This window comes from Mesorhizobium sp. B1-1-1 (genome assembly GCF_006442955.1).
Lineage (GTDB): Bacteria > Pseudomonadota > Alphaproteobacteria > Rhizobiales > Rhizobiaceae > Mesorhizobium.
In genome coordinates, this window is the sequence record NZ_VFWW01000006.1 from 164,217 (window position 1) to 186,126 (window position 21,910).

The following is a 21,910-nucleotide window of genomic DNA, read 5'->3' on the forward strand; positions in this document are numbered from 1 at the left end:
CGTTTCTCATCTGAGGGGTGAGGGATGTTCTTTTATCTTTCGAAGATCTTCTGGTTCTTTATCCAGCCGCTCAACCTGACGATCTTCCTGCTGCTGGCGGGGCTGGTCGCGGCATTTTTCGGCCGCCGGCGGCTGGCAGCCATCGGCGGCGTGCTGGCGTTTTTGGTTCTGGCGCTTTCGGCCTGGACCTCGCTCGGCGCATTACTGCTCAACCCGCTTGAGGAACGCTTTCCGCGCCCGCCGCTGCCGCAAAAAGTCGATGGCATCGTAGTGCTCGGCGGCGGCTTCGAGGGCGGCATCAATCTGGTGCGCGGCGGTTATGAGCTGAACAGCGGCGGCGACCGGATGGTCGAGACGGCCGTGCTGGCGCGGCGCTTTCCCGATGCCAAGGTGGTCGTCTCTGGCGGCAATGGCGAATTGTTCCTCGAAGGCGAGGGCGATGCCGCCACCGCGCCGCGCCTGCTTGGCGCGCTCGGCGTGGCGCCGGAGCGCCTGATCCTCGAGGGCAAATCTCGCAACACCTATGAGAATGCCGTCTTCACGAACGCCTTGATAGCGCCGAAGCCGGGCGAAATCTGGCTGCTGGTCACCTCGGCCTACCATATGCCGCGCGCCAAGGCGCTGTTCGACAAGGCCGGCTTCGCGACCGTCCCGTGGCCGGTCGACTATCGAACGTCGGGACGCGAAGGCATCGGCCTGTTCCGCGACAATCCGGCCGATGCGCTGCAGGCGGCCACAATGGCGATCCGCGAATGGATAGGGCTGTTCGCCTATTGGCTGTCCGGCCGTATCGATCAGCCTTTTCCCGCACCTGGCGGCTGACCGATCACGGCGCGGCGCGCCGCCGAGAAGAACTGGCGCCGCACCAGAACGGCCAGGAGCAGAAGCGTCGACAGCACGAACACCACCGGATCGACGAACCAGCCGAGATAGCCGATCGAAAAGAACACGCCGCGCAGGCCGGAGTTGAAATGCTTGCCTGCCAGCATGTTCATCTGCGCCGCCCTCCACACCGCCGTTTCGGTGACCGGGTTGCGCGAGGCTTCGCCATGTGGGATCGGCACAGCACCGATCAGGATCGAGCAATAGTTGAACAGACGGTAGGCCCAGCCGAACTTGAAGAACGAAAACGCCAGGATCAGCACCAGTCCCAGCACCTTGATCTGAAAAGCCGGGCGCGACGGGGCGCCGCCCAGAGGCAGGGTGCTCAACACCTCGAGGACGCGGTCGGAAGCACCGAGCAAGGCAAAGCAGCCGCCAAGCGCGATCAGGGAGCTGGAGGCGAAGAAGGCGGTGCCTTGCTGCAGGCCACCCATGATGGCTGTGTCGACGATGCGGATCTCACGCTCGGCCATCCGGTGCATCCAGGCCTGACGCTGCGCATTCATCGCCGTTGTCAGGGACATGCGGCTGACCAGCACGCCGTCCGAGGCGAGCGTATGCAGAACCCACGCAATGAGGAAGAACGCCAACGCCGCGAGATCGGCTGTCGAAAGATCGAGGGAATCGCCCATTGGCGGAACCTATCACATCCAGCGCGATTGCTTCGATCGTCCGCCGGCAGCGACGGTCATGTCGCTGCCGGAGCAAACAAGGTCGGCGGGCGCTGCGCCGCGCCGTTCAAAACAGCGGAAACATCGCGGGAGTTCCTATATGTAGTCCCAGAGCGGCTTCGGGAGATTGTGGCGCGTGTTCCTTTCGGTTTTCGACCTGTTCAAGATCGGCATCGGACCATCGAGTTCGCACACGATGGGACCGATGACGGCCGCCCGCCGTTTCCTCGACGAGATCGCCGGAGACGACTGGCCGCGTCCGGCCGGCGCCAAGGTTGCTCGCATCGGCGCCAGCCTGCACGGCTCGCTCGCCTATACCGGCATCGGCCATGGCAGTGACCGTGCCGTCATGCTCGGCCTTGCCGGGCAGACGCCGCAGACGGTCGACCCTGACCAGGCGGACGGCATTGTCGCTGGCATCACCGCCGACAAGCTGATTTCACCGCCCGGCCACCCCTCCTACCGTTTCGATCCGGCCGGCGACCTGGTGCTCGACCGCAAGACGCCGCTCACCGGCCACGCCAACGGCATGGCGTTTTATGCCTATGATGCCGGCGACCGCCTGCTGCTCAAGCGCATCTATTATTCGATCGGCGGCGGCTTCGTGGTTTCGGAAGAAGAGCTGCAGCGCATGAAAGCCAAGGGTTCGGTGACGACCGAAGGCAAAAAAGTCCCTTATCCCTTCAAGAACGCCCTCGAGATGCTGAAGATGGCTGGCAAGAGCGGCCTTTCCATTGCCGAGATGAAGCGGGTCAACGAGGAAACACAAATGTCGCGCGATGAGCTCGACGCCGGCCTCGACGCCATCTGGGGTGCCATGAAGAGTTGCATCGAGCGCGGCCTGTCGCAGGACGGCATCATGCCGGGCGGGCTGAAGGTGCGCCGCCGGGCCAGGCAACTGCACGACAAGCTGCAGGAGCAGTGGCAGCAGAACCGGCCCAATCCGCTGCTCGCCAATGACTGGCTGTCGATCTATGCCATGGCCGTCAACGAGGAGAATGCGGCCGGCGGGCGCGTCGTCACCGCGCCGACCAACGGCGCGGCCGGCACGCTGCCGGCAGTACTGCGCTACTGGCTGCATTTCCATCCCGAGGCCGACCAGCCCAGCATTCGCGATTTCCTGCTCACGGCAGCCGCCGTCGGCGGCATCATCAAGTCCAATGCGTCCATCTCCGGCGCCGAGGTCGGCTGCCAGGGCGAAGTCGGCTCGGCTTCGGCCATGGCGGCGGCCGGCCTGTGCGCCGTCATGGGCGGCACGCCCGAACAGGTCGAGAACGCCGCCGAGATCGCGCTGGAGCACCATCTGGGCATGACCTGCGATCCGGTCGGCGGGCTGGTGCAGGTGCCCTGCATCGAGCGCAATGCGCTGGGCGCGGTCAAGGCGGTGACGGCCGCCTCGCTTGCCATCAAGGGCGACGGCACCCATTTCGTGCCGCTGGACGCCGCGATCGAAACCATGCGCCAGACCGGCCTTGACATGAACGAGAAGTACAAGGAGACCAGCCTCGGCGGGCTGGCGGTCAATGTGGTGGAGTGTTGAGCCCGCTGGCACTGTGGAGAACTTGCTCAGGCCGTTGACGCATCCGTGCGACGGATTAAATCTTGGGCAATGGCTCTCAACCTCCTAAAGCTCTGCGTCGGCTGCGACAGCGTCGAGGATCTCGAAGAATGGATCGCGTTCCGCCTCGACGAGCGGCGCCGTGCCGGCGAACCGGCCGAGCATTGGCACACCACCCGCATGGTGCCGACGCGCGCCGATGAGGTTACCGACGGCGGCTCGCTCTATTGGGTGATCAAGGGAAGCGTCCAGTGCCGCCAGTTGATCACCGAGATTCGGCCATTCACCGATGACGAGGGCATAGGCCGCTGCCATCTGATGCTGGATCCGCAAGTGGTGCGCACCGACTGGCAGCCGCGCCGCGCCTTTCAGGGCTGGCGCTATCTAAAGCCATCGGATGCACCCGCCGATCTCGGCAAGGGCAAGCCGGGGCAGGTCGAAATGCCGCCGAAACTCCGGCGCGAGCTCGCCGATCTCGGCCTGCTCTAAATCACTATCGGCTTGTTCCGAGCAGCCCATTGGCTTGCTCCGAGCAGCCAGTTGGCTTGCTCCGGGGCAATCTGGCGGCATGGTCGGCCCGTATAGGCGGACTGCGGTTGCTGGCCCTCAATGTTGCTGTCCGTTGGACTTGCAAGCGTCGCGACAACGCCACATCTTGAAAATCATGAGCGATAGGAACCATCCGGTTTCGATATCTGACGCACTCGCACCGACCACATCGCGCCGCGGCGTGGTGGGATGCGGACCATGTGTCGCGCAAGGTCATGATTGCGGCGCAGAAATAACACCCGGTGGCGGCATGCTCGTGTTCAGGAATAGTCTGGAAAACCGGCCGATCGCCGGGCATTCACGGGGCAGTGGAATATGATAGGCGCGATCATCGCTGTCGTCGCATTGCTGCTGGTGCTGATGGGCCTGGCAACGGCTTTCGTGCGGGCCGACCCGAGCAGGCTTGCAGGCGACATGAGGAAGGTTGGGCCGGTTTTGCTGGCATTGATCGGCGGCGCCGTGCTGCTGGTCGGGCGCGGCGGTCTCGGCGGCATCATCCTGCTCGCAGCGATTGCCTGGTACGGCTCGATGCGGCTGAACCAGCGAGCCGTGATGCCGGCGCGGAGACGCTCGACCGTACGCACAGCGGCGCTGGAAATGGACCTCGATCACGATACAGGCGGCCTTGAAGGCCTTATCCTGGCAGGCCGCCATGAAGGCAAGATGCTTGGTGCGATGGGCAAAGCCGAATTGCTGCAGCTGTTTCGCGAACTCTCCGGTGACCCGGAGAGCCGGCAACTGCTAGAGACGTATCTTGACGGCAGATTTCCCGTCTGGCGCAAAAACGCTGAGGCGCACAGTGGCGAAGGGCTGGGTATTGCGCCAGGTCCGGGCGCCATGACTAAGGAGGAGGCCTACAAGGTCCTTGGTCTTGAAGCGGGGGCCGCCGCGGCGGATGTCCGCAAGGCGCACCGCCGCCTGATGCAACGCCTGCACCCCGATATCGGCGGCACGTCTTTCCTGGCGGCGCGGATCAACGAAGCCAAGGACGTCTTGCTCTCCAATCACAACTAGTCTCCTTCGACGCAGAAATTTTCCGGGAGATATCTTCCACGCCGTCCCTACTGCTGGACGGCGTAGCACTCGATTTTCTTCTTCTTGAGGGCGGTGCAGGCCTTCCAGGCCGCGGTCTTGGAACCGAAGCCGCCGAAGCGGGCGCGGTAGTACGTGACGCCGTCCTTGTCGAAGGCGACGGTGAAGCCGGAGGCATCTGCCAGCACCTTCGGCGCCTGCTTGGTGGCCTTGTCGAGGAAGGCCTGGGCTTCGGACTGTCTTGGCGACGAGGCGACCTGAATGGCCCAACCCGACGGCACCGACGCGGTGTTGACCGGGTCGACGGCCGGCGCGGGCTCGGCATAAGCGGACACCACCTGTGCCGTGGCGACCTTGGGGGCGGAGACGATAACCGTCTTCACCTTCTTTGCCGGAACAACCAGTTTGGGTTCTTCGGCTGCGGTATCGTCGGCGACATCGCTGTCGCCCTGGGCAACCGTCGCGTCGTCGGCAACGGCCTCGTCCGCGTCATCGGCGCTTGCCACCGCCACCGGCTTCTCGTCCGGAGTCGGTGCGTCGTGCTTGGGCAACAGCACTCTGGCCAATGCCGTCACCGGGTTGCCGCTATCGGCCTTTGCGACCAGATCGCCGCCGCCCCGGGTCGATGCCCGCGGCAGATAGGTGTTGATCAAGGCCGCCATCTGATTGTCGCGGCTGCTGCCCGAGGTGCCGCCCATGACCACGCCGACAATGCGACGGTTGCCGTCGGAAACCGACGAAACCAGGTTGAAGCCCGAAGCGCGGGTGTAGCCGGTCTTGATGCCGTCGACGCCCTTGATGCGTCCAAGCAGGCGGTTGTGGCCGTTGATGCGCTGGCGGCCATAGAGGAAGGAGCGCTGCGAGAAATAGCCGTAATATTGCGGGAAATGTTCGCGCAGCGCGATGCCGAGCGTTGCCATGTCGCGCGCAGTGGTGAACTGGCCGGGATCGGGCAAGCCGTTGGCGTTGCGGAACACGGTGCCGTTCATACCGAGCTGCCGCGCCTTGGCAGTCATCATGCGGGCGAAGTTGGTCTCGTTGCCGCCGAGCATTTCGCCGAGCGCGGTGGCCGAATCATTGGCCGATTTGGTCACCATCGACAGGATGGCGGTCTCGACCGCCACCGATCCGCCCGGCTTCACGCCGAGCTTCGTCGGCGGCTCTGCCGCGGCATGAGCCGAGAAGACGACCGGCGAGTTCCGGCTGATCTTGCCCTTGGCCAGAGCCTCGAAAGTCAAATAAAGCGTCATCATCTTGGTGAGCGAGGCGGGATAACGCCGGGCGTTGGCATCCGAGGAGTAGAGCACCTTGCCGGTCTTGGCGTCGACCACGATGGCCGCGGACTTCGCGGCGAGCGACGAGGCCGCACTTGCAACGACGATGGTCATCGCCACGGCCATGATCATGACCGTTTTGAAAGGGGACGCGGATTTGGAAACGATGGCCGACAACGCCTGACGCACTGATAGTTCCTTTGAATTTCTTGTTGCGCTGGAGGCGGCAAAGGGATCCTGCCTCACTTCCGGGCAAGCTATCCGGGCAGCGTTACCAATCCGTTTATGGTAACCGCCGCGTTCACCATTTTCTGGTGGTTTGAGCCTCTGTTTATTCGAATTTTAGCCATTGCCCACACGGGCCAGCACGGAAGCTGGCGATTTCTTGACTTTTGTGCGCCGCACAATATATTCGGGTGCATTGCACAAGGCGCTCGGGGCAGGGCGCATCAACCGTCCAGGGAGAATTGAAATGACGCAGACCTATGAGGACTTCAGCAAATACGGCAAAGAGTTCGCCGACACCGGCTTGAAGAGCTTCGCCTCTTTGTCCAAGGGCGCGCAGGCAATTGCGGCCGAGGCCGGCGAATACACCAAGAAGAGCTTCGAGGCCGGCAGCGCCGCTTTCGAGAAGATTGTTTCGGCCAAGTCGCTCGACAAGGCGATCGAGGTCCAGTCCGACTATGCCAAGCAGTCCTATGAGGCGTTCGTCGCCGAGGCCACCAAGATCGGCGACCTCTATGCCGAACTCGCCAAGGAAGCCTACAAGCCGTTCGAATCGATCGTTGCCAAGGCGAAGTAATTTCGTTCGGCAGTACGAGATCTGGGCCCATTGGGCCAAGACAGAGCCCGGCCGCGCCAGCGTGGCCGGGTTTTTTCATGTCAATTTCCGTTCAGGGGCCTGGCACCCCTTCACGATTGCGAAAATCGGCCAAGTTGGGCACCTAGCCATATTGTCAGCTAACCAGAAGGGCTTAAAATCGTCCATCGAACACCTACATGTCGAACTCGCATGAGGATTCGAAAGAGGCAGGATTACGTGACGATCGGTTTGACTGCCACCAGGGCACGGATGCAGAACGGCAGCGGCGACGGCAATGAGGCCGGCCGCGGCACGGCGGTCATCACGCGCACAAAGACCAAGACCAAGAAACCCAGCCTCTATCGGGTCCTCATCCTGAACGACGACTACACACCGATGGAGTTCGTGGTTCACGTGCTGGAACGTTTTTTCCAGAAGGACCGCGAAGCCGCCACACGCATCATGCTTCATGTTCACAATCATGGAGTGGGCGAGTGCGGGGTCTATACATTCGAGGTGGCCGAGACCAAAGTGTCCCAGGTCATGGATTTCGCCCGACAAAATCAGCATCCGCTGCAATGCGTGATGGAGAAGAAGTGAGGTAACATGCCGGCTTTCTCCCAAGGCCTGGAAAAGGCGCTTCACCAAGCGCTGACGCTCGCCAACGAGCGGCACCATGAATATGCAACCCTTGAACATCTGCTGCTCGCCCTGATCGACGACACCGAGGCGGCCGCCGTCATGCGCGCCTGCAATGTCGATCTCGACGAGTTGAAGCACACTGTTCTCACCTATATCGACACCGAGCTCGACAATCTGGTTACCGGCTATGACGAGGATTCCAAGCCGACCGCCGGCTTCCAGCGCGTCATTCAGCGTGCGGTGATCCATGTGCAGTCGTCCGGCCGCGAAGAGGTCTCCGGCGCCAACGTGCTCGTCGCCATCTTCGCCGAGCGCGAGAGCCATGCCGCCTATTTCCTGCAGGAACAGCAGATGACCCGTTACGACGCGGTCAACTACATCTCGCACGGCATCGCCAAACGTCCGGGCGCGTCGGAGACGCGTTCGCCGCGCGGCGCCGATGACGAGCAGGGTGGCGCGAACGGCGCCGAGCCGCAAGAGGAAGGCGGCAAGAAGAAGCAGCAGCAGGACGCGCTGACCGCTTATTGCGTCAATCTCAACAACAAGGCCAAGGCCGGCAAGATCGATCCGCTGATCGGGCGCGAGTCCGAGATCAACCGCACCATCCAGGTGCTGTGCCGCCGTTCCAAGAACAATCCGCTTTATGTCGGCGATCCCGGCGTCGGCAAGACGGCGATCGCCGAGGGCCTCGCCAAGCGCATCGTCGAGGGTGATGTTCCGGAAGTCTTGCACAACGCCACCATCTTCGCGCTCGACATGGGCACGCTTTTGGCCGGCACGCGCTATCGCGGCGATTTCGAGGAGCGACTGAAGCAGGTCGTCAAGGAGCTCGAGGATTATCCGGGCGCTGTGCTGTTCATCGACGAGATCCACACCGTCATTGGCGCCGGCGCGACGTCGGGCGGCGCCATGGATGCGTCGAACCTGTTGAAGCCGGCACTGTCTTCGGGTGCGATCCGCTGCATCGGTTCGACAACCTACAAGGAGTTCCGCCAGTTCTTTGAGAAGGACCGCGCGCTCGTACGTCGCTTCCAGAAGATCGACGTCAACGAGCCGACCATCGAGGACGCCATCGAGATCATGAAGGGCCTGAAGCCCTATTTCGAGGAGTTCCACAAGGTCCGCTACACGACGGAAGCCATCAAGGCTTCGGTTGAGCTGTCGGCGCGCTACATCAACGACCGCAAGCTGCCGGATAAGGCGATCGACGTGATCGACGAGACCGGCGCCTCGCAGATGCTGGTGCCGGAGGCCAAGCGCAAGAAGACCATCGGCATCAAGGAGATCGAAGCGACGATCGCCACCATGGCGCGCATCCCGCCGAAGACTGTTTCGGCCGATGACGAGAAGGTGCTGCAGGGTCTCGACATCGAGCTGAAGCGCGTCGTCTACGGCCAGGACACTGCGATCACCGCGCTGACCTCGGCGATCAAGCTGGCGCGTGCCGGCCTGCGCGAACCGGAGAAGCCGATCGGCTCCTATCTGTTCTCGGGTCCGACCGGCGTCGGCAAGACCGAAGTCGCCAAGCAATTGGCCGCTTCGCTCGGCGTCGAGCTGATCCGTTTCGACATGTCGGAATATATGGAACGCCACACGGTCTCTCGGTTGATCGGCGCGCCTCCCGGCTATGTCGGTTTCGATCAGGGCGGCCTTTTGACCGACGGCGTCGACCAGCATCCGCATTGCGTGCTGCTGCTGGACGAAGTCGAGAAGGCGCATCCGGACCTGTTCAACATCCTGTTGCAGGTGATGGACCATGGCAAGCTGACCGACCACAACGGCAAGCAGATCGACTTCCGCAATGTGATCCTGATCATGACCACCAATGCGGGCGCGTCGGATGCGCAGCGCGCGGCGATCGGTTTCGGATCGACCAAGCGCGAAGGCGACGATGTCGAGGCGATCAACCGGCTGTTCACGCCGGAGTTCCGCAACCGTCTCGATGCGATCATCCCGTTCGGCTCGCTGCCGGTGCCGGTTATCCATCAGGTGGTGCAGAAGTTCGTCATGCAGCTGGAGGCCCAGCTCTCCGAGCGTGGCGTCACCTTCGACCTGTCGCCGGATGCGATCGCCTGGCTCGCCGACAAGGGCTATGACGAGCGCATGGGTGCGCGTCCGCTCGGCCGCGTCATCCAGGAGCACATCAAGAAGCCGCTGGCAGACGAAGTGCTGTTCGGCAAGCTCAAGAAGGGCGGCACGGTGCGCGTCAGCGTCGAGAAGAAGGAAACCGGCGAGACCGGCCTGAAGCTCGAATCGCTCGCCGACGAGGCACCGGTGAAGCCCAAGAAGGAAGAACCGGAAGACACCCCCAAGCAGCGCAAGGCAGTGGCCAAGAAGCCGGCGGTCAAGAAGGCCGTCGCGCAGAAGCCCGAGCCCAAGGGCAAGGACGGCGGCAAGCGCAGCCTGGTGCCGCAACTGCCGCGCAAGAGCTGATAGTCACTCCCTCGAAAAAGCCCCGGAGACGGGGCTTTTTCATTGGCACAAAGCGACGATCACTGAAGCGCTGCTGTCGGCCCCTGGACAGCAAGCGGCGTTGGGCGGGTTTTGGCTGATTTGTCCGTCCAGGACGGTGGTGCTCCCACGTTGGCGCCGACCATGCCGAACAGGCCGGGCGCGCGGCCAAAGACCTCGCAGGCCGCGTATTTCGGCTTGCCGCCGAGGAACGATTTTATGCGTTGGCCTGACGGTATCGAGATATGCAATCCCGACGGCGCCTTGCCGGTGACGAGCATGCGCGAAAAGTCGTTTCCGAAAGTAGCGCCCAGACTGTACGCATCGCCGATCTCGGAGACCATGGCCTCGTTGGTGAAGGAGTTCGCTCCGCGGGACCAGACCATGGCGGCGCGTTGGATGCCGTTCCGGTCAAGTGCCTCCATGAGATGGGGAATTTTATGTCTGAACCAGGCCAGATCATCATCCTCAACGGCGCACCGCGATCGGGGAAATCGAGCATCGTCCAGGCAGTTCAGGAGAGCTTCGAGGGCCCATGGATGAACCTGGGGGTCGACACCTATGAGCAGGTCACGCCGCTGCGCTGTCGCCCGGGGATAGGTTTGCGGCCCGGCGGCGAGCGCCCGGATATCGAGGGTCTCGTGCCGAGGTTCTACGCCGCGCTCTACGAATCGATCGCCGCCCACAGCCGAGTGGGGTTGAATGTCGTGGCCGATCTCGGTCATCACGACAGCTATTCGCGACCCCTTGATTGCCTTGTCGATTGCGCCCAGCGCCTCGCAGGCCTGCCGGTTCTGTTTGTCGGTGTCCGCTGCCCGATCGAAATCATCATGCAGAGGCGCGCCGACAGTCCGGCGGGGAGGGGATATGTGACGGGATCGCCCGACGACTCCGTGCCGTTGGCGTTGCGCCTGTGGCAGGAGGAGGTACACCGGCCTGGCGTGTATGATCTGGAAGTCGACACATCGCTGCTGACGCCAGCACAATGTGCGGATGCGATCCGCGGGCGCCTCAGGCAAAATGTAGAGCCTCCGACGGCGTTTGAGAGGCTGTCGGCATTCTCCAGGGACAAGCTATCCTGATCGCGTGCTCTCAGCCGGCGATGGGGGAATCTCGGCCGCGCGGCGCGATCGTCGTCCACGGCGGGCACAATTTGGTAGATGTTCAGCGGAATGGCGATCACGCTGATATGCTGGCGGCTCGGGTTCATCGTTTTCGATGCGCAACTTCCCCAGACGGCCGCAATGGGGGCAGCTGAAAGCCAGGCGTCAGGATAGCGGCATGGCCGCCTTTATCCGGCCGGCATTCTCGGCCAGCACCTCGGGTTTCTCCATCTGGCCCGTATGCGGCTTCAGCGCGATGCCTTCGAAGCGCGGAATGACGTGGACGTGAAGGTGATAGACGGTCTGCCCGGAAGCCGGCTCGTTGAACTGCATCACGGTGACGCCATCGGCCTTGAATGCCTCGCGGACGGCGAGCGCCACCTTCTGCACGACTGTGAAAAGCGGGCCGAACGTTGCCGGATCGGCGTCGAGCAGATTGCGCGAAGGCGTCTTCGGCACCACCAGCGTATGGCCTGGCCCCTGTGGCATCACATCCATGAAGGCAACGACCGCTTCGTCCTCGTAGACGCGGTGCGAGGGAATTTCACCGCGCAGGATCTTGGCAAAGATGTTGTCGGTGTCATAGGCGGTTTCGGCCATGGCGAACGCTCCGGATTGTGCCTCGCTAATTGGTGTAGCGAAGCCTCTCGTGAGCGGCAAGACGATCGGGCGAGATCGATGAAGCCGATCTCGACAGGCGTGCACTGCCAACCCAGGGATGCCGAACCTGACATATGCTCCTGCCCTGCAGGATGGGCCTACTCCTCGAGATCTTTGCGGAACGGTGTGTGCTCTTCCAGGTATTCGCCCATGCGTTCAACCTCGCGCCGTTCGCGCCTGAGATAATCGGCGACGGCGTTGCGCAGGCCGGGATGGGCGATGTAATGCGCGGAATGCATGGTCACCGGCCGGTAGCCTCGCGCCAGCTTGTGTTCGCCCTGTGCGCCCGCCTCGACCACCTTCAGCTTGCGTTCGATGGCGAAGTCGATGGCCTGGTGATAGCAGACCTCGAAATGCAGGAACGGATGATCCTCGATGCAGCCCCAGTTGCGGCCGTAGAGCGCATCCGAGCCGATGAAGTTGATAGCGCCGGCAATGTAGCGGCCGTTGCGCCTGGCCATCACCAGCAGGATGTCATCGGGCATCCGATCGCCGATCAGCGAGAAGAATTCCCGGTTCAGATAGGGCCGGCCCCATTTGCGGCTGCCGGTGTCCATGTAGAAGGCGAAGAAATCATCCCAGGCCCGTTCTGTAAGGTCCTTGCCGGTAAGCCAGTCGATGGAGATGCCGTCGGCAAGCGCCTCGCGGCGCTCCTTCTTCATGGCCTTGCGCTTGCGGGAGGCGAGCGTGGCGAGGAAATCGTCATAGGTCGAGAAGCCCTCGTTGACGAAGTGGAACTGCTGGTCGGTGCGATGCAGGAAGCCCGCCGCCTCCAGCACGTCCACGTCGCTCTCCTGCGCGAAGGTGACATGCGCGGAAGAGACGCCGAGCTTTTCCGCCACTGCCTTCAATCCCGCGGCGAGCCCGGCCTTGACGGTGCCGGAATGCTGGCCCCTGCTCACCAGCAGGCGAGGGCCGGTGACCGGCGTGAACGGTACCGAGCATTGCAGCTTGGGATAATAACGGCCGCCGGCGCGCTCGAAGGCATCCGACCAGCCGTGATCGAACACATATTCGCCCTGGCTGTGTGACTTGAGATAGCAAGGGACCGCGCCGAGCAGCGTGCCTTGACCATTCTCCAGCCTGAGATGATGACCTTGCCAGCCAGTGCGCCGCACGGCGCAGCCGGAATCCTCGAGTGCGCTCAGGAAAGCATATGAAACGAGGGGGTTATAACCGTTTTCGGCATCACTGCGCGTGGTCCCGGCGAAACCGTCCCACTCTTCGCAGGTGAAGGCGCCGATGCCCGCCGCAATGCGGATCGCATACTCCGCATCAACCGTTTGCCCGTCGCCGTCGTCGCCCTGATCCATGAGGCTTATTTAAGCTCCATCCGGACCGCTACAAGTCACGTTCTAGGCACCCATATCAAGCGACCTTGACCAGATCGGGCTCGAACCCTTCGAACGTCATCTGGTCCGCATATTTGAATGTAAGATCGACCGCCGGCTGGTCATGCACCGTCCAGGTGATGACCGGCATTTTGAGCCGTTCACGGACAAAGCTGACGAATGGATTCGGCAGGTCGCCCGCTGCGTAGGAGGTGAAGGCGATCTGATGCGCCAGCATGGCGAAATGCGCTTCGATCAGCCTGTCGTCCTTGCCATAGGCGGTCAATCCAGCCGGGATGCCCGGCGCATCCCTGGCGAAATCGCGGATCAGCCAGTGGTCGAACGACATGATCGCCACCTTGCCCTTGTAGCGCTTGAGCAGCCTACCGACGCTAGCCACCAGGCCGTTGTCGTATCCAGCCACGCCTTTCAGCTCGACCACCAGCGGCACCTGGCCGTCGATCAGATCGAGAACCTCGCGAAGCGTCGGCACATGATCAGACGTGCCGCCGACCCTGAGCGCCGCCAGTTCGGCTGCCGTGCGCTGCCAGACGAAACCGTCGTGCCCGGTCAGCCGCTGCAAGTCGCCATCATGGATAATGACGGGAACTCCGTCCGACGACAGGTGCACGTCGCATTCGATGGCATAGCCGCGTTCGGCCGCGGCGGCAAAGGCGGAGAGGGTGTTTTCCCAGCGCGTCTTGTTCATGTCGTGAAAGCCGCGATGGGCGACAGGCCGGGCAATCAGCCAGGAAAGGTCGGTCATGTCAGGCTCGCTCATTCGACTTCGAAGATCGCTTCGATTTCCACCGCGGCATTAAGCGGCAGCGAAGCCGTGCCGACAGCGGAACGGGCGTGCTTGCCGCGGTCGCCGAGCGCCGCCACCAGGAAATCGGAGGCGCCGTTGGCGACCAGATGCTGCTCGACGAAATCCGGCGCCGAGGCGACGAAGACGGTGATTTTGACGAGCCGGCGTATCTTCTCGAGATCGCCAAGTGCCGCCTTGGCTTGCGCCAGGATGTTGATCGCGCAGTATTTTGCCGCTTCCTTGCCGGTTGCTGTGTCGACGTCGCGGCCAAGCAGTCCGCTCGCCTGCAGCTTGCCGTCCTTGAGCGGCAATTGTCCGGCGGTGAAAAGCAGGTTTCCGGTCCTGCAATGCGGCACGTAGTTGGCGGCAGGCGCCGCGGCCGCGGGAATGGTGACCCCGAGGTCGTTTAGCCGCTTTTCGATTGTTTCACTCATTGCTTTTCCCTATTGCTGGAAGGCGCCGCGTCAGCCGGGCCGAAATTGCTATTTTTGCCTCGCTTCCGCCACGACTTTTTTTAAGCTGGACCATCTTTCCCTGCGGCCTGCCATCAGCCGCGACGATCGGAGCCTCTCATGCGCGCAACGCGCCTTGCATTCCATGCCGTCCTGTTGCCGGCGGTCTTTTCGATAGGTCCCGCTTTCGCCGTGCCGGCGCTGCAGGCGCATCGCGCCGTCTACGACCTTACCCTCAAGAAGGCGGACGACCGCTCCGGGATCACCGGCATTACCGGTCGCATGGTCTACGAATTCAACGGCTCGGCCTGCGAGGGGTATACGGTGAAATTTCGCTTCGTCACCCAGATCGCCACCAGCGACAATACCAAGCTGACCGACCAGCAAACGACGACGTTCGAGGATGCCGAAGGCAAGACCTTCTCGTTCGTGACCAAATCCTTCGTCGATCAGAACCTCGACAAGGAGGTCAAGGGCGTCGCCACGAAGGAAACGAAAGGGCTGAAGGTCGATATCGACAAGCCCGAGAAGAACAGCCTGGAACTTGCCGCCACCCAGTTTCCGACCCAGCACCTGGTCGAATTGATCGACAAGGCCGAGAAGGGTGAAAACTTCTATCAAACCAATCTGTTCGACGGTTCCGAGGACGCCAACAAGGTGATGTCCACCACCGTCGTCGTCGGCAAGAGGACCGATGCCGACAAGGCCGATCCGGAAGCGCCGGCGCTGGCCAAGCTTGCCACCGACAAATACTGGCCGGTCGACATCGCCTATTTCGACGACAGTGCCAAGAACGGAGAAGAGACGCCGGAATACCGGATCAGCTTCAAGCTGCACGAGAACGGCATCACCCGCGATCTAACCATGGACTATGGCGATTTCTCCATGACCGGCAAGCTGGTCAATCTGTCGCTTTTCGACCAGACGAAGGCCTGCCCGACGAAATAAACTTCGATTTGCCTCGACGCAGCGCCGTCGCGGTCCACGGCTTGAAAGCGTCGCGGCGGCTTCTCATCTTCTCGAGGCCGCCGGCCGCTTCATCTTCTGTGCGAATCCCTTCTATCATCGCTCGTCGCCGGTACCGGTCGGCGGAAGAAGGAATGCGGCGAGCCTCATGGCGGTCTATGTCGACGCGGCGATCTGGAAATGGGTTGGCCATCGCTGGTGCCATCTGATGGCCGACGACACCGATGAACTGCATCGTTTCGCCGCGCAACTCGGCATCAAGCGCTCATCCTACCAGGGGCCGCCGAAGACATCGGCGCCGCATTATGACATAACCGGTTTCGAGCGCGACCGCGCGGTGCGGCTCGGTGCCATCGAGTGCAATCGTGAAGAGATCGTCGCGATCTTCCGGCGGGTGAGGGTGCCAAAGGGTAAGATAAAGTGTTGAGGGCACGCGCGGATCGCCGCAGGCGCGCCGCAATGCGTCGTTGCGCTTGCGTTTGGAGCACTTCCCCTCTATATGCGCGCTCATTCCACACACGGACTTTGGTGTCTGCCCGGGAGAAATCCGGCTGAAACCTCCGGTGGCATCGAGGACTTCGTCCGAAAATGCCTGTGTCCGTGGAGGCTAACCGGAAAGGAAAATGAGAATGGCTCTGCCTGATTTCAGCATGCGCCAGCTTTTGGAAGCTGGCATTCACTTCGGCCACCAGACCCACCGCTGGAACCCGAAGATGGCGCCCTATATCTACGGCGCCCGCAACAACATCCACATCATCGACCTCAGCCAAACGGTGCCGTTGCTGCACCAGGCGCTGAAGCAGGTTTCCGACACCGTCGCCAAGGGCGGCCGCGTGCTGTTCGTCGGCACCAAGCGCCAGGCGTCCGACATCGTCGCCGATGCCGCGCAGCGTTCGGCCCAGTACTATGTCAACTCGCGTTGGCTGGGCGGCATGCTGACCAACTGGAAGACGATCTCGAACTCGATCCAGCGCCTGCGCAAGCTCGACGAGATGCTGGCCGGCGAGGCGCAAGGGTTGACCAAGAAGGAGCGTCTCAATCTCGACCGCGAGCGCGAGAAGCTCGACAAGGCTCTCGGCGGCATCAAGGACATGGGCTCGACGCCCGACCTGATGTTCGTGATCGACACCAACAAGGAAGCGATCGCCATCCTCGAGGCCAAGCGCCTTGGCATTCCGGTCGTCGCCATCATCGACTCGAACTGCGATCCGGACAAGATCGACTTCCCGATCCCCGGCAATGACGACGCCGCGCGCGCCATCCAGCTCTATTGCGACCTCATCGCGAAGGCTGCCATCGACGGCATCGCCCGCCAGCAGGGCGCGCTGGGTGTCGACATCGGCGCTTCGGTGGAAGCTCCGGTCGAGCCGGTGCTCGGCGAAACTCCGGCGGCGGAAACTCCGGAAGCGTGATAGCGAGGGCCGGTCACGGCCTTCATCTTTCTAATATTTTGACGCGTTAAACGGACGCACCGTCGAGATTCGATGGTGCGTCGGCGCATTTGAACAAAGAGGCGACAATGAGCATTTCGGCTGCACAGGTCAAAGAACTCCGCGACTTGACCGGCGCGGGCATGATGGACTGCAAGGCGGCGTTGAACGAGACCAACGGCAACATGGAAGAAGCCGTCGACTGGCTGCGCAAGAAGGGTATCTCCAAGGCCGACAAGAAGGCAGGCCGCACCGCGGCCGAGGGCCTGATCGGCGTCGATTCCGGCGTGCGCGAGGCCGCGGTCGTCGAGGTCAATTCCGAGACCGACTTCGTAGCCCGCAACGCCGCCTTCCAGGAGATCGTCGCCAACGTCGCCAAGGTGGCGCTGGCCTATGGCACGAGCGAGGCCGTGGCTGCCGCGAAGTACCCGGGTTCGGACAAGTCGGTCACCGACACCATCAAGGACGCCGTCGGTACCATCGGCGAGAACATGGGCTTCCGCCGTTCGGCCAAGCTCACCGTTCCGCACGGCGCCGTCGCGACCTATGTTCACAACGCGGTTGCCGACGGCCTTGGCAAGCTGGGCGTCCTGGTCGCTATCGAGACCACGGGCAACGAGCACGCGGCCAATGCATTCGCCCGCCAGGTCGCCATGCATGTCGCCGCCACCAACCCGATGGCGCTGACCACCGAGGAACTCGATCCCGCGGCAGTCGAGCGCGAGAAGGCGATCTTCGCCGACCAGGCGCGCCAGTCCGGCAAGCCGGAGGCGATCATCGAGAAGATGGTCGAGGGTCGGCTGCGCAAGTTCTACGAGGAAGTCGTGCTTCTGAAGCAGGCCTTCGTGCTCAATCCCGACATTACCGTCGAGAAGGCGCTGAAGGATGCCGAGAAGGAGATCGGCGCTCCGGCCAAGATCTCGGCCTATCTGCGTTTCGCGCTCGGCGAAGGCATCGAGAAGGAAGCGACCGATTTCGCGGCGGAAGTCGCGGCGGCGGTCAAGAAATAGCCCGAAGAACAAGTAAGGCTAAACGGCTCAGGCAACTCGGCCGGGTGTCCGCATGGATGCCCGGCCGATTTCTTGTGCGGCGTCGATGAAGGCCCTCAGCTTCGGCGCCATCGAAGCCCGGCGCGGAAAGTAAAGGAAAAGGCCGGGCTCCTCGATTGCCGTCTTTGGCAGGACCTGGACGAGGCGTCCTGCGGCAAGATCGGCGCGTACAAGCGGCTCGAACACATAGGCGAGCCCGACCCCTGCAAGCGCAAGATCGATCGCCGCCAGCGAATCGGTCACTACGGCCGTGCCACGCGTCTCGACGACGACCTCCTTGCCGTTGTCGTTCAGATCCCAGCGATAGAACGCGCCGGAGCGGAGAAGCCTGTAGCCTATGCAATTATGGTTCGCGAGGTCGGCCACGTCGCGTGGACGGCCGTGCCTTCCGATATAGTCCGGCGAGGCGACGAGCACGGCCTTGAAGGGCTGCGTCAACCGTATGGCGGTCATGTCCTGCGCGATCATCTCGCCCAGCCTAATGCCGGCGTCAAAACCTTCCCCGATAATATCGACCAGGGCTTGATCGGCGAAAACCTCGACCGTCACATCCGGATAGCGATCGGCCATGGCTGCGATCACAGGCGTCACCGCCAAAGGGATCGCGATGTTGGAGGCATTGATCCTGAGCAGGCCAGAGGGCCGCCCCTTGACGCCGCGGATGCGGTCCATCCGCTCCGCGATGTCCTGGAGGGCAGGGCCCGTTGTCTCCACCAGTGCCTTGCCGGCTTCGGTCAGCGAGACGCTACGTGTCGTGCGCGCAAACAGCGGCTGGCCGATGCGCTCTTCCACCAGCCGCACAGCATGGCTGACCGCCGACGGGCTCATGCCGAGCTCGGCCGCGGCAAGCGCGAAGCCGCCGCGTCGCGCCACGGCAACGATGACGGGCAGGTGGGTAAGCAGGTCCCGGTCCATTCATGAATGATATCGCATAGTCTTTGCGAACAATGCAATCTTATCGACGGCGGCGCATTGATCCACATTGTCCCCGATACAGCGGGCGGGCTGATTTCCAGGAGACGAGACATGAACGCTTTGAAACATGTGACCTTCGCTGCGGGACTGGCGCTGGCGCCGATCGATGCCGGGGGAGCCGAACCGGCGGAGTGGCAGGCGCTTGCCGACGAGCGCGCGGTCATCCGCATCGCCGATGCCATCGACCGCGCCGTCGACGCGCAGGACTGGAAGCTTGTCCGCAGCTATTTCGCGGATCGGGTTACCGCTGATTTCAGCAGCCTGTCCGGACAGCCGGCGGCCAATATTGCCTCCGACGACCTGATCGGCGCCTGGGCCGGCAACCTCAAGGGCGGCAAGACCAGCCTGCATCTGCGCACCAATCACCAAGTCGTTCTCGAAGCGGACACGGCGACCGTCCTGTCGAACGGCTATGCCTGGAACCGGATGGAAGGCAATGGCGACCCGCTTTGGGAAGTCTGGGGCACATATGAGCACCACCTGACCCGCTCCGGCGCGGGTTGGAAGGTCGACGGCTTCACCTTCCGCGTGACCCATGAGCGCGGCAATCCCTGGGTCAAGACGACACCCGGCCAATAACCCAACATCAAACTCGATCGGAGAATATCATGACCATGAACTACTACACGCTTGGCAACAGCGGCTTGCGCGTCAGCCGGTTGGCGCTGGGCACCATGACCTTCGGCACCGAATTGGGCTGGGGCACTGACAGGGATACAGCCCGCGCAATCTTCGACGAATATGTCGAGGCGGGCGGCAATTTCTTCGACACGGCCGATCTCTATACCGGCGGCACCGCCGAGACCTGGCTCGGCGAATTCGTCGCCGAGCGCGGATTGCGCGACAAGGCGGTGATCGCCACTAAATTCACCTTCAATTCAGAACCCGGCAATCCGAACGCCGGCGGCAATGGCCGCAAGAACATCATGCGCGCCGTGGACGCCTCTCTGAAGCGGCTCGGAACCGACTATATCGACCTCTATCTCATGCATGTGTGGGACAGGCTGACGCCGGCCGAGGAGGTGCTGCGCACGCTGGACGACCTGGTGCGCGCGGGCAAGGTGCGCCACGTCGGCCTTTCCGATGTGCCGGCCTGGTATGTGGGGCGGGCGCAGGCGATCGCAGAATTGCGCTGCTATGAGCCGATCTCGGCCCTGCAGCTCGAATATTCGCTGGCCGAACGCTCGATCGAGCATGAGTTCGTGCCTTTCGCCACGCATCATGGCGCCGGCGTCATGGTTTGGAGCCCGCTGGCCAGCGGCTTGCTCAGCGGCAAATATCGCCCGACGCAAGCCGGCAATGCCGGCCGGCTCGACGGTTTCCGCAACACCACGCATCCGAGCTTCCGGAAATTCAGCGACCGCAATTGGGCGATCGTGGCCGAGCTCGAAAAGGTGGCCGCCGAACTCGGCCGCAGCATGGCCCAGGTGGCGCTCAACTGGGTGGCGACGCAGCCCGGCGTCGCAACCGTCATCCTGGGCGCGACCAAGCTCGCGCAACTGCAGGACAACCTCGCGGCGCTGGATTTTTCGATTGCCCCCGAACTCCGCAAGCGGCTGGATTCGGTGAGCAGCATGCCGGCGCCGTTCCCGCATTCCTATTTCGGGCCCGAGATCCAGGTCAGGGTGGCCGGCGGTGTCGTGACCGGCGACAAGCCCTCCGGCTATTCGCCGCAGGTTCTGGTGGAAGGCGAGGCGGTCAGCATCAGCAGCAACTGATCGAAAAAGCCTGGGATTTTGCGCAAGGGCGCGGCGTGACATCGCCGCGCCCTTCGTGTATCGGGTCGAACCATCATGCCAGCGCCGCCAGGCGAAGCGGGGCAGTTTCGCCTCCTGATTTGCCGCGCCGAGATTTTCGAGGACCAGATGACGGTGAAGCCCCTCTACCGACGTGTCTTGCTGAAAGCGTCTGGTGAAGCGTTGATGGGCGAACAGCATTTCGGCATCGACGTCTCGGTCGTCGACCGCATCGCCGGCGACATCGCCGAAGCCCGCGCGCTCGGCATCGAGGTCGGCGTCGTCATCGGCGGCGGCAATATCTTTCGCGGTGTGGCGGTTGCCTCCAAGGGTGGCGACCGCGTCACCGGCGACCATATGGGTATGCTCGCCACCGTCATCAATTCGCTGGCGCTGCGCACCTCGCTGAACAAGATCGGCGTCGATGCGGTGGTTCTTTCCGCGATCGCCATGCCTGAGCTTTGCGAGAGCTTTTCGCAGCGCCAGGCAACCGCCTACATGAACCAGGGCAAGGTGGTGATCTTTGCCGGCGGCACCGGCAATCCGTTCTTCACCACTGATTCGGCCGCGGCACTTCGCGCCGCTGAAATCGGCGCCGACGCGCTGTTCAAGGGCACACAGGTCGACGGCGTCTATTCTGCCGACCCGAAGAAGGACCCGAACGCGACGCGTTTCGAGCGCATCAGCCATGCCGAAGTGATAAATCGCGGCCTTTCCATCATGGATACGGCAGCGATTGCACTTGCGCGCGAAAACAACATTCCGATAATCGTCTATTCGATCCACGAAAAAGGTGGTTTCGGCGATATTCTAAGGGGCGGCGGCCGCTGCACGGTCGTCGCGGACGATTGATCCGGGGCCTGATCGCGGAAAAAGGTTAAAACCGGTTTCGAAATCAGGCTCGAACACGGGGCCTTGCCCCGAAAGCAGTGAACCCGCGTCAGACGGGTCGAGGAGACTAAGATGAGTGGTGAGTACGACGATCTCAAGCGGCGCATGGATGGGGCAATCGCCGCGTTCAAGCATGACCTGGCTTCGCTGCGGACCGGTCGCGCTTCCAGCAACCTGCTCGACGCTATCCAGGTGCAGGCCTATGGCACCAGCATGCCGATCAACCAGGTGGCCAATGTCACGGTGCCTGAGCCGCGCATGATTTCGGTGTCGGTCTGGGACAAGTCGATGGTGGGCGCGGTCGATCGCGCCATCCGCGAATCCAATCTGGGCTTCAATCCTATCGTGGACGGCACCAATCTCAGGATTCCGCTTCCGGAACTCAACGAGCAGCGCCGTAAGGAACTCGTCAAGATCTCGCATGGCTACGCCGAGAACGCCCGTGTCGCAGCGCGCCATGTGCGCCGCGACGGCATGGACTTCCTGAAGAAGGCGGAGAAGGACGGCGTCATCAGCGAGGACGATCAGCGCAAGCGCTCCGACCAGGTCCAGAAGCTTACCGACGAAACGATCAGCACCATCGACCACCTGCTTTCCGACAAGGAAGCTGAAATCATGCAGGTTTAGGGTCTGGCCGGCGGCTGGCCC

Annotated in this window: 23 protein-coding genes and 1 pseudogene; 16 read left to right on the plus strand and 8 right to left on the minus strand. The window is 62.6% G+C overall.

Annotated features, from left to right (window positions below):
* The first annotated feature begins 24 nt into the window (after nucleotides 1-24).
* Nucleotides 25-822, plus strand: a complete 798-nt coding sequence (locus FJ986_RS13905; protein WP_140674607.1) for a YdcF family protein — start codon at nucleotides 25-27, stop codon at nucleotides 820-822.
* Here FJ986_RS13905 and FJ986_RS13910 read toward each other — a convergent pair.
* Nucleotides 795-1,514 carry a DUF599 domain-containing protein gene (locus tag FJ986_RS13910; RefSeq protein WP_140674610.1) on the minus strand — a complete coding sequence of 240 codons (720 nt, stop codon included), beginning with the start codon at nucleotides 1,512-1,514 and terminating at the stop codon, nucleotides 795-797. The two genes, FJ986_RS13905 and FJ986_RS13910, sit on opposite strands and share 28 nt — an antisense overlap.
* Before the next feature lie 175 nt (nucleotides 1,515-1,689).
* Here FJ986_RS13910 and FJ986_RS13915 point away from each other — a divergent pair, with 175 nt between their 5' ends.
* The 3 genes from FJ986_RS13915 to FJ986_RS13925 all read left to right on the plus strand — a co-directional run bounded on the left by FJ986_RS13915 (nucleotide 1,690) and on the right by FJ986_RS13925 (nucleotide 4,674).
* Nucleotides 1,690-3,093, plus strand: coding sequence for an L-serine ammonia-lyase (locus FJ986_RS13915; protein WP_140674614.1), 1,404 nt, complete (start codon nucleotides 1,690-1,692; stop codon nucleotides 3,091-3,093).
* Nucleotides 3,094-3,162: 69 nt separating this feature from the next.
* Nucleotides 3,163-3,600, plus strand: coding sequence for a DUF1489 family protein (locus tag FJ986_RS13920; RefSeq protein WP_140498734.1), 438 nt, complete (start codon nucleotides 3,163-3,165; stop codon nucleotides 3,598-3,600).
* Between the two features lie 375 nt (nucleotides 3,601-3,975).
* Entirely contained in the window at nucleotides 3,976-4,674 is a 699-nt protein-coding gene (locus FJ986_RS13925) for a DnaJ domain-containing protein (protein ID WP_181167300.1), read from the plus strand.
* A 47-nt stretch (nucleotides 4,675-4,721) separates the two neighbouring features.
* On the opposite strand, the gene FJ986_RS13930 is transcribed toward FJ986_RS13925, so the two are convergent.
* Nucleotides 4,722-6,155 (minus strand): D-alanyl-D-alanine carboxypeptidase family protein, encoded by a 1,434-nt coding sequence (locus FJ986_RS13930; protein ID WP_140674617.1) that lies wholly within the window; start codon nucleotides 6,153-6,155, stop codon nucleotides 4,722-4,724.
* Between the two features lie 283 nt (nucleotides 6,156-6,438).
* On the opposite strand from FJ986_RS13930, the gene FJ986_RS13935 reads away from it, so the two are divergent.
* The 3 genes from FJ986_RS13935 to clpA all read left to right on the plus strand — a co-directional run bounded on the left by FJ986_RS13935 (nucleotide 6,439) and on the right by clpA (nucleotide 9,843).
* Nucleotides 6,439-6,768, plus strand: coding sequence for a phasin family protein (locus FJ986_RS13935; protein ID WP_140498728.1), 330 nt, complete (start codon nucleotides 6,439-6,441; stop codon nucleotides 6,766-6,768).
* Between the two features lie 270 nt (nucleotides 6,769-7,038).
* On the plus strand, nucleotides 7,039-7,368 hold the full coding sequence (gene clpS / locus FJ986_RS13940) for an ATP-dependent Clp protease adapter ClpS (RefSeq protein ID WP_027051901.1): 330 nt from the start codon (nucleotides 7,039-7,041) through the stop codon (nucleotides 7,366-7,368).
* Between the two features lie 6 nt (nucleotides 7,369-7,374).
* A complete protein-coding gene (gene clpA, locus FJ986_RS13945; RefSeq protein ID WP_140515345.1) occupies nucleotides 7,375-9,843 on the plus strand; it encodes an ATP-dependent Clp protease ATP-binding subunit ClpA in 2,469 nt (822 codons plus the stop codon).
* 59 nt (nucleotides 9,844-9,902) lie between these two features.
* Here the strand turns inward: clpA and FJ986_RS13950 are convergent.
* Nucleotides 9,903-10,283, minus strand: a pseudogene (locus FJ986_RS13950) (DUF3313 domain-containing protein); the annotation flags it as partial.
* Nucleotides 10,284-10,301: 18 nt separating this feature from the next.
* Between FJ986_RS13950 and FJ986_RS13955 the strand changes: the two are divergent.
* Nucleotides 10,302-10,943 (plus strand): chloramphenicol phosphotransferase, encoded by a 642-nt coding sequence (locus tag FJ986_RS13955; protein ID WP_140674845.1) that lies wholly within the window; start codon nucleotides 10,302-10,304, stop codon nucleotides 10,941-10,943.
* A 186-nt stretch (nucleotides 10,944-11,129) separates the two neighbouring features.
* On the opposite strand, the gene FJ986_RS13960 is transcribed toward FJ986_RS13955, so the two are convergent.
* The 4 genes from FJ986_RS13960 to FJ986_RS13975 form a co-directional block, all read right to left on the minus strand.
* The gene (locus FJ986_RS13960) at nucleotides 11,130-11,564 is read right to left on the minus strand and encodes an HIT family protein (protein ID WP_140560942.1); all 435 of its coding nucleotides are present in this window, start codon (nucleotides 11,562-11,564) and stop codon (nucleotides 11,130-11,132) included.
* A gap of 158 nt (nucleotides 11,565-11,722) precedes the next feature.
* Entirely contained in the window at nucleotides 11,723-12,937 is a 1,215-nt protein-coding gene (locus tag FJ986_RS13965) for a GNAT family N-acetyltransferase (RefSeq protein WP_140498717.1), read from the minus strand.
* 55 nt (nucleotides 12,938-12,992) lie between these two features.
* Complete coding sequence (locus FJ986_RS13970) at nucleotides 12,993-13,721, minus strand: glycerophosphodiester phosphodiesterase (protein WP_140674623.1); 729 nt, start codon at nucleotides 13,719-13,721, stop codon at nucleotides 12,993-12,995.
* 11 nt (nucleotides 13,722-13,732) lie between these two features.
* The gene (locus tag FJ986_RS13975; RefSeq protein WP_140525243.1) at nucleotides 13,733-14,197 is read right to left on the minus strand and encodes a RidA family protein; all 465 of its coding nucleotides are present in this window, start codon (nucleotides 14,195-14,197) and stop codon (nucleotides 13,733-13,735) included.
* Between the two features lie 138 nt (nucleotides 14,198-14,335).
* Here FJ986_RS13975 and FJ986_RS13980 point away from each other — a divergent pair, with 138 nt between their 5' ends.
* The 4 genes from FJ986_RS13980 (at nucleotide 14,336) to tsf (ending at nucleotide 17,621) form a co-directional block, all read left to right on the plus strand.
* Nucleotides 14,336-15,163, plus strand: a complete 828-nt coding sequence (locus FJ986_RS13980) for a cell envelope integrity EipB family protein (protein WP_140525242.1) — start codon at nucleotides 14,336-14,338, stop codon at nucleotides 15,161-15,163.
* A 166-nt stretch (nucleotides 15,164-15,329) separates the two neighbouring features.
* A complete protein-coding gene (locus FJ986_RS13985; RefSeq protein WP_140525241.1) occupies nucleotides 15,330-15,608 on the plus strand; it encodes a DUF4031 domain-containing protein in 279 nt (92 codons plus the stop codon).
* Between the two features lie 202 nt (nucleotides 15,609-15,810).
* Nucleotides 15,811-16,593 (plus strand): 30S ribosomal protein S2, encoded by a 783-nt coding sequence (gene rpsB, locus FJ986_RS13990; protein ID WP_140498708.1) that lies wholly within the window; start codon nucleotides 15,811-15,813, stop codon nucleotides 16,591-16,593.
* Nucleotides 16,594-16,700: 107 nt separating this feature from the next.
* On the plus strand, nucleotides 16,701-17,621 hold the full coding sequence (tsf, locus tag FJ986_RS13995; protein ID WP_140498706.1) for a translation elongation factor Ts: 921 nt from the start codon (nucleotides 16,701-16,703) through the stop codon (nucleotides 17,619-17,621).
* A 27-nt stretch (nucleotides 17,622-17,648) separates the two neighbouring features.
* Here tsf and FJ986_RS14000 read toward each other — a convergent pair whose 3' ends face one another.
* On the minus strand, nucleotides 17,649-18,575 hold the full coding sequence (locus FJ986_RS14000) for a LysR family transcriptional regulator (protein WP_140674625.1): 927 nt from the start codon (nucleotides 18,573-18,575) through the stop codon (nucleotides 17,649-17,651).
* Between the two features lie 111 nt (nucleotides 18,576-18,686).
* Here FJ986_RS14000 and FJ986_RS14005 point away from each other — a divergent pair, with 111 nt between their 5' ends.
* The 4 genes from FJ986_RS14005 (at nucleotide 18,687) to frr (ending at nucleotide 21,889) form a co-directional block, all read left to right on the plus strand.
* Nucleotides 18,687-19,214: a nuclear transport factor 2 family protein gene (locus tag FJ986_RS14005; RefSeq protein WP_140674628.1), complete on the plus strand. Its 528-nt coding sequence runs from the start codon at nucleotides 18,687-18,689 to the stop codon at nucleotides 19,212-19,214.
* 29 nt (nucleotides 19,215-19,243) lie between these two features.
* Nucleotides 19,244-20,353, plus strand: coding sequence for an aldo/keto reductase (locus tag FJ986_RS14010; RefSeq protein ID WP_140664398.1), 1,110 nt, complete (start codon nucleotides 19,244-19,246; stop codon nucleotides 20,351-20,353).
* Nucleotides 20,354-20,500: 147 nt separating this feature from the next.
* A complete protein-coding gene (pyrH, locus tag FJ986_RS14015) occupies nucleotides 20,501-21,223 on the plus strand; it encodes a UMP kinase (protein ID WP_140498986.1) in 723 nt (240 codons plus the stop codon).
* Nucleotides 21,224-21,334: 111 nt separating this feature from the next.
* Nucleotides 21,335-21,889: a ribosome recycling factor gene (frr, locus tag FJ986_RS14020; protein WP_140498698.1), complete on the plus strand. Its 555-nt coding sequence runs from the start codon at nucleotides 21,335-21,337 to the stop codon at nucleotides 21,887-21,889.
* Nucleotides 21,890-21,910 lie beyond the last annotated feature (21 nt).

What these genes read in the sequence shown, in the direction of transcription:
- pyrH (WP_140498986.1), top strand. Translation starts at nt 20,501, where the DNA reads ATGACGGTGAAGCCCCTCTACCGACGTGTCTTGCTGAAAGCGTCTGGT.
- FJ986_RS13925 (WP_181167300.1), top strand. Translation starts at nt 3,976, where the DNA reads ATGATAGGCGCGATCATCGCTGTCGTCGCATTGCTGCTGGTGCTGATG.
- FJ986_RS13985 (WP_140525241.1), top strand. Translation starts at nt 15,330, where the DNA reads ATGGCGGTCTATGTCGACGCGGCGATCTGGAAATGGGTTGGCCATCGC.
- FJ986_RS13920 (WP_140498734.1), top strand. Translation starts at nt 3,163, where the DNA reads ATGGCTCTCAACCTCCTAAAGCTCTGCGTCGGCTGCGACAGCGTCGAG.
- FJ986_RS13965 (WP_140498717.1), bottom strand. Translation starts at nt 12,937, where the DNA reads ATGGATCAGGGCGACGACGGCGACGGGCAAACGGTTGATGCGGAGTAT.
- FJ986_RS13975 (WP_140525243.1), bottom strand. Translation starts at nt 14,197, where the DNA reads ATGAGTGAAACAATCGAAAAGCGGCTAAACGACCTCGGGGTCACCATT.
- FJ986_RS13905 (WP_140674607.1), top strand. Translation starts at nt 25, where the DNA reads ATGTTCTTTTATCTTTCGAAGATCTTCTGGTTCTTTATCCAGCCGCTC.
- FJ986_RS13970 (WP_140674623.1), bottom strand. Translation starts at nt 13,721, where the DNA reads ATGACCGACCTTTCCTGGCTGATTGCCCGGCCTGTCGCCCATCGCGGC.
- rpsB (WP_140498708.1), top strand. Translation starts at nt 15,811, where the DNA reads ATGGCTCTGCCTGATTTCAGCATGCGCCAGCTTTTGGAAGCTGGCATT.
- FJ986_RS13910 (WP_140674610.1), bottom strand. Translation starts at nt 1,514, where the DNA reads ATGGGCGATTCCCTCGATCTTTCGACAGCCGATCTCGCGGCGTTGGCG.
- FJ986_RS13980 (WP_140525242.1), top strand. Translation starts at nt 14,336, where the DNA reads ATGCGCGCAACGCGCCTTGCATTCCATGCCGTCCTGTTGCCGGCGGTC.
- tsf (WP_140498706.1), top strand. Translation starts at nt 16,701, where the DNA reads ATGAGCATTTCGGCTGCACAGGTCAAAGAACTCCGCGACTTGACCGGC.
- FJ986_RS14005 (WP_140674628.1), top strand. Translation starts at nt 18,687, where the DNA reads ATGAACGCTTTGAAACATGTGACCTTCGCTGCGGGACTGGCGCTGGCG.
- clpA (WP_140515345.1), top strand. Translation starts at nt 7,375, where the DNA reads ATGCCGGCTTTCTCCCAAGGCCTGGAAAAGGCGCTTCACCAAGCGCTG.
- frr (WP_140498698.1), top strand. Translation starts at nt 21,335, where the DNA reads ATGAGTGGTGAGTACGACGATCTCAAGCGGCGCATGGATGGGGCAATC.
- FJ986_RS14010 (WP_140664398.1), top strand. Translation starts at nt 19,244, where the DNA reads ATGACCATGAACTACTACACGCTTGGCAACAGCGGCTTGCGCGTCAGC.
- FJ986_RS13935 (WP_140498728.1), top strand. Translation starts at nt 6,439, where the DNA reads ATGACGCAGACCTATGAGGACTTCAGCAAATACGGCAAAGAGTTCGCC.
- FJ986_RS13955 (WP_140674845.1), top strand. Translation starts at nt 10,302, where the DNA reads ATGTCTGAACCAGGCCAGATCATCATCCTCAACGGCGCACCGCGATCG.
- clpS (WP_027051901.1), top strand. Translation starts at nt 7,039, where the DNA reads ATGCAGAACGGCAGCGGCGACGGCAATGAGGCCGGCCGCGGCACGGCG.
- FJ986_RS13960 (WP_140560942.1), bottom strand. Translation starts at nt 11,564, where the DNA reads ATGGCCGAAACCGCCTATGACACCGACAACATCTTTGCCAAGATCCTG.
- FJ986_RS14000 (WP_140674625.1), bottom strand. Translation starts at nt 18,575, where the DNA reads ATGGACCGGGACCTGCTTACCCACCTGCCCGTCATCGTTGCCGTGGCG.